7 protein-coding genes and 1 tRNA gene are annotated in these 5491 nt (G+C 70.7%); 4 read left to right on the forward strand and 4 right to left on the reverse strand.

Going from position 1 to position 5491, the window contains the following annotated elements; genetic code table 11:
- The 3 genes from tmk to ASF38_RS00655 all read left to right on the forward strand — a co-directional run.
- On the forward strand, positions 1-626 hold a 626-nt coding region (gene tmk / locus ASF38_RS00645; protein WP_056572996.1), incomplete at its 5' end, for a dTMP kinase.
- On the forward strand, positions 623-1771 hold the full coding sequence (locus ASF38_RS00650) for a DNA polymerase III subunit delta' (RefSeq protein WP_056552757.1): 1149 nt from the start codon (positions 623-625) through the stop codon (positions 1769-1771). The genes tmk and ASF38_RS00650, both read left to right, overlap by 4 nt.
- A complete protein-coding gene (locus tag ASF38_RS00655) occupies positions 1768-3306 on the forward strand; it encodes an alpha/beta hydrolase (RefSeq protein WP_055969598.1) in 1539 nt (512 codons plus the stop codon). Before ASF38_RS00650 ends, ASF38_RS00655 begins: the two co-directional genes overlap by 4 nt.
- A gap of 143 nt (positions 3307-3449) precedes the next feature.
- Here the strand turns inward: ASF38_RS00655 and ASF38_RS00660 are convergent, their stop codons facing one another.
- A complete protein-coding gene (locus ASF38_RS00660) occupies positions 3450-3746 on the reverse strand; it encodes a chorismate mutase (protein WP_055969595.1) in 297 nt (98 codons plus the stop codon).
- An 87-nt stretch (positions 3747-3833) separates the two neighbouring features.
- Between ASF38_RS00660 and ASF38_RS00665 the strand changes: the two genes are divergently transcribed.
- Positions 3834-3906: transfer RNA gene (locus tag ASF38_RS00665), tRNA-Thr, on the forward strand.
- A 20-nt stretch (positions 3907-3926) separates the two neighbouring features.
- Here the strand turns inward: ASF38_RS00665 and ASF38_RS19535 are convergent.
- The 3 genes from ASF38_RS19535 to ASF38_RS18550 form a co-directional block, all read right to left on the reverse strand.
- The gene (locus ASF38_RS19535; RefSeq protein ID WP_056572999.1) at positions 3927-5009 is read right to left on the reverse strand and encodes a site-specific integrase; all 1083 of its coding nucleotides are present in this window, start codon (positions 5007-5009) and stop codon (positions 3927-3929) included.
- The gene (locus tag ASF38_RS19540; protein ID WP_082480148.1) at positions 5009-5188 is read right to left on the reverse strand and encodes a helix-turn-helix domain-containing protein; all 180 of its coding nucleotides are present in this window, start codon (positions 5186-5188) and stop codon (positions 5009-5011) included. Before ASF38_RS19540 ends, ASF38_RS19535 begins: the two co-directional genes overlap by 1 nt.
- Positions 5172-5491, reverse strand: a 320-nt coding sequence (locus ASF38_RS18550) for a hypothetical protein (RefSeq protein WP_235497332.1), incomplete at its 5' end; no start/stop codon positions are given. The genes ASF38_RS18550 and ASF38_RS19540, both read right to left, overlap by 17 nt.

The raw sequence follows: 5491 nt of genomic DNA on the forward strand, positions 1-5491 counted from the left end.
TCGTCGCCCTCGAGGGTGGCGAGGGGGGCGGCAAGTCCACCCAGTCCCGCCTGCTGCACGACTGGCTCACGGCCCAGGGAACGCCCGTGCTGCTCACGCGCGAGCCCGGTGGCACCGAGGTCGGCGCCCGGCTGCGCAGCATCGTGCTCGACCCGGCCACCGGCGACCTGTCGCCGCGCACCGAGGCCCTCGTCTACGCCGCCGACAAGGCCGAGCACGTCGACGCCGTGGTGCTCCCGGCGCTCGAGCGCGGCGAGGTCGTGGTCACCGACCGCTACGTCGACTCCACGCTCGCCTACCAGGGGGCGGGCCGCGCCATCGACGCCGCCGAGCTGGAGCACGTCGCCCGGTGGGCCACGGCCGACCTGCGGCCCCACCTGACCGTGGTGCTCGACCTCGATCCCACGGTCGGACTGTCGCGCGCCGGTGAGCCCGACCGCATAGAGGCCGAGCCGCTCGACTTCCACCAGCGCGTCCGTGAGCACTTCCTGACCCTCGCGGCCGCCGACCCGGCCCACTACCTCGTCCTCGACGCCGACCAGCCGCCCGAGGTCGTGCACGCCGCCATCCGGGCTGCGGTCGAGCCGTGGCTCGGGCAGGCCCGCCGAGACGGCGGTGACCTGTGACGAGCGTGTGGGACGAGCTCGTCGGCCAGGGACCAGTCGTCGACACGTTGTCCGCCGCGGTCCGGTCCGCCGGCGGCGACGGTCGCTCCATGACGCACGCGTGGCTGCTCACCGGTCCGCCCGGGTCGGGGCGCTCCAACGCGGCCAAGGCGTTCGCGGCGGCGCTGCAGTGCGAGCTGGGCGGCTGCGGCCAGTGCCACTCGTGCACCACGGCGGCGGCGGGCAGCCATCCCGACATCACCGTCATCCGCACCGACGGGCTGTCCATCGGCACCGACGTCGCGCGCGAGTACGTGCGCAAGTCGGCCCTGCGGCCGGCGCTCGGTCGCTGGCAGGTGCTCATCGTCGAGGACGCCGACCGACTCACCGAGCAGGCGGCCAACGCCCTGCTCAAGGCGGTGGAGGAGCCGTCGCAGTACACGGTGTGGATGCTGTGCGCGCCCGCCACCGAGGACGTCATCGTCACCATCCGGTCGCGCTGCCGGGCCGTGCTGCTGCGCACCCCGCCCGCCGACGCGATCGCCCGCCTGCTGGTGGAGCGCGACGGGGTGGAGCCCCAGCTCGCGCAGGCGGTCGCGGCGGCGTCGCAGGGACACATCGGTCGCGCGCGCGGTCTGGCCCGCGACCCGCAGGCACGGGAGCGTCGTCGCGACATCCTGTCGCTGCCCACGTCGTTGCGCTCCCTCGGCGACTGCCTGGTGGCCGCCCAGCGCATCAACGACGAGGCCACCGCGCGAGCCGCCGCGGTCGCCGACGTGGCCGACGAGCGCGAGACCTCCGACCTCAAGCAGTCGTGGGGCGTGGAGGACCGTGGCCGCAGGCCCGCCGGCTACGCCGGTGCGGTCTCCTCGCTCGAGAAGGACCAGAAGAGGCGTCGCACCCGGCTCGCGCGTGACTCGATCGACGGCGTCCTGCTCGACCTCCTCTCGTTCTGCCGCGACGTCGTGGTCGCGCAGACGGCACCCGGCGCGCCGCTCGTGAACGCCGACGTCGCCGACGCGGTCCGTTCGGCCGCCGACGTGTGGACCCCCGACTCGACGCTCCGCAGGATCGATGCGATCGTCGAGGCACGCGAGGCGCTCACCGCCAACGCTGCACCGCTGCTCACCCTCGAACGCATGATGATGGGATTCCGGACCCGATGAAGCGCCCTCTCCTCGTCCTGATCGTCCTTGCCGCCGTGGCCGCCGTCGTGGTCGGCGTGCTGGTCGCCACGCGCGGTGACGACTCCGCTCCCACGGCCCAGCTCGAGCCCACGGGTGAGAAGGCCCCCGACGGGCTGCAGCGCTTCTACGACCAGGAGCTGACCTGGGAGGACTGCGGCGGCGAGCGCGAGTGCGCCACGATCGAGGTGCCCGTCGACTACGACGAGCCCGACGGCGAGACCACGAAGCTGAAGGCGGCGCGCTACCTGGCGGAGGGCGACGGCACCCGCGTGCTGTTCGTCAACCCGGGCGGCCCGGGCGGCTCGGCCATCGACTACGCGGGATCGCTCGCCGGGAGCATGGGCGACGAGGTCCGCGATGCGTTCACCATCGTCGGGGTCGACCCGCGCGGCGTCGGCGAGAGCTCGCCGCTGGAGTGCCTGCCCGACGAGCAGTTCGACGAGTACGCCGCGAGCGACCCCGATCCCTCGAGCGACGCCGAGGTCCAGGAGTTCCGCGACGCGGTCAAGGAGCTCGGCGAGGCGTGCCGGAAGAACTCCGGTGACCTCGCCGGCCACGTCTCCACCGAGGAGGCGGCCCGCGACATGGACGTCGCGCGAGCCCTGCTCGGTCAGAAGAAGCTGGACTGGTTCGGCGCCTCCTACGGCACGCAGCTGGGTGCCACCTACGCCACGTTGTTCCCCGCCAAGGTCGGCGCGATGGTCCTCGACGGCGCGGTCGACCCGTCCAAGGACGTGTTCGGGTCCTCGCTGGGCCAGGCCACCGGGTTCCAGCGTGCGCTCGACGCCTACATCGCGTCGTGCGTGAAGCTCGAGTCGTGCCCGCTGGGGCAGGACGCCGACGCCGCGCAGCGCGCGATCGAGACCCTGATGAGCCAGCTGGAGGACGAGCCGCTGCCCACCGGCACCGATCGCGAGCTCACCAAGGGGCGTGCGTTCTACGGCATCGCCGTCACGCTGTACGACAAGGCCAGCTGGATCGCCCTCTCGCAGGGCCTCACGGCGGCGCTGCGCGGTGACGGCTCGGTCCTGCTGCAGCTGAACGACGCCTACTTCTCGCGCAAGGGCAACGGCGAGTACGACGGCAACATCGGCTGGGCCAACATCGCGGTCAACTGCCTCGACAACCGTGAGCGCCCGAGCGTCGACGAGGTCGAGGCCGAGCTGCCGACGTTCGAGAAGGCCTCGCCGGTCTTCGGCGAGGCGCTGGGCTGGGGCGTGCTGGGCTGCAGCGACTGGCCGGAGCCGGCCGAGCGCCCGCAGGTCGAGATCGACGCCGAGGGCTCCGCGCCGATCGTCGTCATCGGCACCACCCGCGACCCGGCCACCCCGTACGAGAACGCGAAGGCGCTCGCCGACCAGCTCGGCGACTCCGAGGGCGTCCTGCTCACGCGCGACGGCGACGGCCACACCGCCTACGGGTCGGGCAACCAGTGCATCAAGAAGGCCGTCGACGCCTACCTCGTCGACGGCACGGTCCCGAAGGACGGCCTCACCTGCGAGGACGAGGGCTGACGCGCCGGACTGCCGGCAGCGGTAGGTGACGCACCGAACCGGGCCGTCAGGGGTAGGTGACGCCCCGAAAAGCGCGCCTGTTCGGTTCGTCACCTGCCTCCGCAGGTGCGGAACCGTGCCGCCCGCCCGCGGGTTTTCGGCACTCAGGCCGAGCGGATGGCCTCGTGGTGGCGGATGACCTCGTCGATGATGAAGGTCAGGAACTTCTCCGCGAAGGCGGGGTCGAGGTCGGACTCCACGGCGAGCGTGCGGAGCCGCTCGATCTGGCGCGACTCGCGCTCGGGGTCCGAGGGCGGCAGCTCGTGCGCGGCCTTGAGGCGCCCCACCCGCTGCGTGCACTTGAACCGCTCGGCGAGCAGGTGCACCAGGGCCGCGTCGATGTTGTCGATGCTGGATCGCATGTCGTCCAGCTCGGCCCGCACGTCCTCTGTTCCGTCCACGCGTCGAGTGTAGGGGCCCGGTTTGTGGCCCCCGCAGGGCCCGGATAGACTCGTCGAGGTTCGGCGGGCGATCCTCGCTGAGCCTTCGCCGCCTTAGCTCAGTCGGTAGAGCGTTTCACTCGTAATGAAAAGGTCGTCGGTTCGATTCCGACAGGCGGCTCAACGAAGTTCTCGGTTGAGTCATGGAAGTGTCTTCCGAGTTTTGCCCCCGGATTGCCCCGGTGCGTTGAGAAGGTCCAGTCCGGCCCGCTCTGCTGCGGATCCGAGGAAGTGCACGTACCTGTTGGTCGTTGCGACGCTGGAGTGCCCCATCCAGGCCTGGACGGTTGCGAGCTCGACACCGCGGGCGAGCCAGAGGCACGCTGCGGTGTGTCGCAGATCGTGAATACGGCGACCGCGCCCGAGCGATGTCCAGTCGGTCGCGCGTTTGAAGGCGGTCACGTGGAGCTGTGCTCCCCGCGGCGTCGTGATGAGCAGGTCACCGGGTCCCTTGTCTGCGGCCATCGAACGCAAGAGTGGAAGGACGCGGTCCGCAATCGGCACGCGACGGGCCCGGCCCGACTTCGGGACCTTAACGGGCCTGCCCTCCGTCTGACTCCGACGGACAACGAGGACCGGGGTCGGGATCTCCTCCAGGTCAGAAACCCGCACCGCACGAAGCTCACCCCAGCGCAGCCCAGTCCAACCGGCGATGAGAATGACGTCTGCGAGGTGCGTTGAGCGAGCCCGCACGGACTGGGCGATCTCATCGAGCTCTGCCTCGCTGAACGGGCGCATCTCGGTCGGCGGGACAGTCCGGCGCGGTGTGGGTACGCCTGAGACGGGGTTCGCGGCGATGAGCCGCTGACGACGACACGCGGCGAAGAAAGCGGACAAGCTCGCTCGCATGCGTTCTACGGAGGCGTGACCGAGGGTGGGGGAGCGGGACCACTCAGCGAGCAGTCGCTCAACGTGTGACTCCGTGACGGCGTTGACTGCCAGCGCGGCGAACCAGCGCGGCATAAGCCGGACTAGTTGGCTGTCAGCAGTCAAGGTAGTTGGCGCGACAGTCCCTTCCCGATCACGCAGCCACTGGGCCAGCCGAGTGCTGACCAGGACGCGTCCCGCTTTGGCATCAACGCCCGCCCCGAGTTCCGCTTCAAACTCCCGCGCCCAGGCCTGAGCCTCGCGACGGGTCGGGAACGTCCTGGACCCGACGTACGAGCGGCCCTGCTTCACTACCGCCGTCCACCGTCCCGAAGCGGAGCGCCGAATGGCTGCCATTAGGCAACGCCCTTCCGCGACCGCAGCCAGGTTTGGACGTCTGAGAGCAGGTACCGAGGACTGTTCTCGGTCACCCAGATCACCGGAGGACCAATCCCGGACGCGCGCATGCGAGACAGGGTGGACGGGTGGACGGCGAGCAAGCGCGCGACCTCGGGTGGCTTAAGCAGCGCTTCCATCGGACATCTTCAATCGGCGTCGCTGGTCGGCCAGCCTCTGCTCCAGCGAGATTCCCCTTTGGCGGGCGTCGCGTTCAAAAATGCGGCCGAGTGCCGTCATGAGCTCGGCGCTTGTTGCTGCGTCCCCGTGGGCACCGGCTGCCGTGGCATAGCCGACGAGCGCAGGGACGAGGCGTCTGAGATCGCCCGCTGTCGAGCCCCGTCTGATGAGTTCCTCGCCAATCGGTGATCCGTCGAGATCGGCTTTGCCGATGGCCTCCCAAACCGGCGAGACCGGCCAGCGAGACTGGTTCGAGTCGCCGG

It is taken from the genome of Aeromicrobium sp. Leaf272 (assembly GCF_001422865.1).
Classification (GTDB): Bacteria; Actinomycetota; Actinomycetes; order Propionibacteriales; family Nocardioidaceae; genus Aeromicrobium.